We start from the raw sequence: 1,750 nt of genomic DNA on the forward strand, positions 1-1,750 counted from the left end.
AGGCAACGCTACGTGCGAGCTTGGATGGTGACTCGCTTACCCACCTTTTTTTCCAATCCAAAGCGCTGGGTGGCTGTGCTGCTCGGCGTTTCAAGGAAGCCAACCAGCGCGCGATCAAGCCGAATTCTCCGGTCGTGATATTACCCAGAAGGCGGTATTCGATAAATCACTCCTCAATTTCGTTTGCGTGTTGTCCACACACTACCAAAATTCCCCATCATTGGTGTCGAATGGAAGTTCAGCGTAAAATTTTATCGAAAATGTGCACATAAGGAACTAAATGATTGAATAGTTCCATGCACAAATGCGAGTTTAGAGGAGAATAATTATGAACGACCGAGTGGAAATTGATCCCGAGGAAGAGGATCCCGAGGAAGAGGATCCCGAGGAAGAGGAAACCGAGGAAGAGGATCCCGAGGAAGAGGAACCCGACGAGCAGAAAATTGATCCTGTCTTAGTTGAAAGATTTGCACGCGGCAATGGGACTATGTTCGTCGGCTCGGGAATCTCACTCGGCGCTGGACTTCCAAACTGGACAGAACTAATTGCTCCACTAAAATCTGACCTCGATATCGATGCTAACAGCAATATAGATCCATTACAAGTGGCCGAGCTTTACGAAGTTAAGAACGGTAGGTCAGCTTTAATACAGTACCTCAAGGATCGATTAGGAAATGTTAGATTCCACCTAACAAGAATACATGAATTAATTGTTTCGTTGCCTGTTCAAAGAATATACACGACTAATTTCGACACTTTCCTAGAGCAGGCCTCTCAGAAAAGGCAATTAAATCGGAACGTGATTTCCAATGTGCACCATGTCGGCCTATCGGACGCATCAGCATTGTCAATAGTCAAGTTACACGGCGACTTGGCAGACCCAGCGTCGATCGTAATCACCGCCCGGGATTTTTATAGCTACTTTTCACGAAACCCTGCCGTTGCGGACCTTCTTAAAGTGGAATTGCAAACGAAGACAGTACTCTTTGTCGGCTATAGCTTCAGCGACCCAAACCTTGGGATGATACTAGGAAATGCGGTTTGGCAAGGAGGATCAATTAATCCGTTAATCTACACAGTGCAGTTCCAGAAGAATGAACTAGCAGCACAAGCGATGCACGTGCGCGGAATTAAATTAATTTCGCTAGATGCAGAAGCTGGGACTTACGATGCGGAAGAGAAGCTGGAAAAATGGCTCCTGCATTTTCGTCAATTGCTCATAAATTTCGATCGCCGGAAACAGATGTTTTTCGACAGCAAAACATTTCCCGAAAATCTTGTCTCATTCTCAGAGCCGAAACATTCGATCAAGCGAAAACAGATGGATGAACGGATGAGAACGGCGCTCTCCTCAGAGTTCCGGGTTATCGTTATTAAAGGCGAAGCGGGTGTCGGCAAAAGTCACATAACCGCTGAGGCGGCAATTAATCGGCTTCAGCCGAACAACAGAAATTTCCTTAGTGAGGTCTTTGAACGAGTAATCTGGATTCGGACGACGTCTACAAGCGGGAGAAAAGGCACACACACTTTAGAGGCAATTTTTCACGCCATAGCAAGCCAGGTTGACACAAATTTGTCCGCTGGAGAACTGCGCCGCGAGCGGCCGAAAAAAAAATCGATGCAATTCTTCAGGAATTACGGCTATTGGTTGTTATCGAGGATCTCGAAGACCCTCGTTTGAGTGGAACCCGTGGCGACCGTGATCAGACCACGCCGGATGCACTGGAGCGCGAGTTTGAAGATATCAGAG

The 1,750-nt window shown here is 46.9% G+C and carries 1 protein-coding gene; it reads left to right on the plus strand.

The features are described 5' to 3' along the window. Nucleotides 1-328: 328 nt before the first annotated feature. Complete coding sequence (locus tag AC1DYX_RS30855; protein ID WP_477265991.1) at nt 329-1,681, plus strand: SIR2 family protein; 1,353 nt, start codon at nt 329-331, stop codon at nt 1,679-1,681. Nucleotides 1,682-1,750: the final 69 nt, after the last annotated feature.

It is taken from the genome of Massilia sp. P2_C2, from assembly GCF_056404615.1.

Coding starts and splice junctions, on each gene's coding strand:
- AC1DYX_RS30855 (WP_477265991.1), top strand. CDS start 329: ATGAACGACCGAGTGGAAATTGATCCCGAGGAAGAGGATCCCGAGGAA.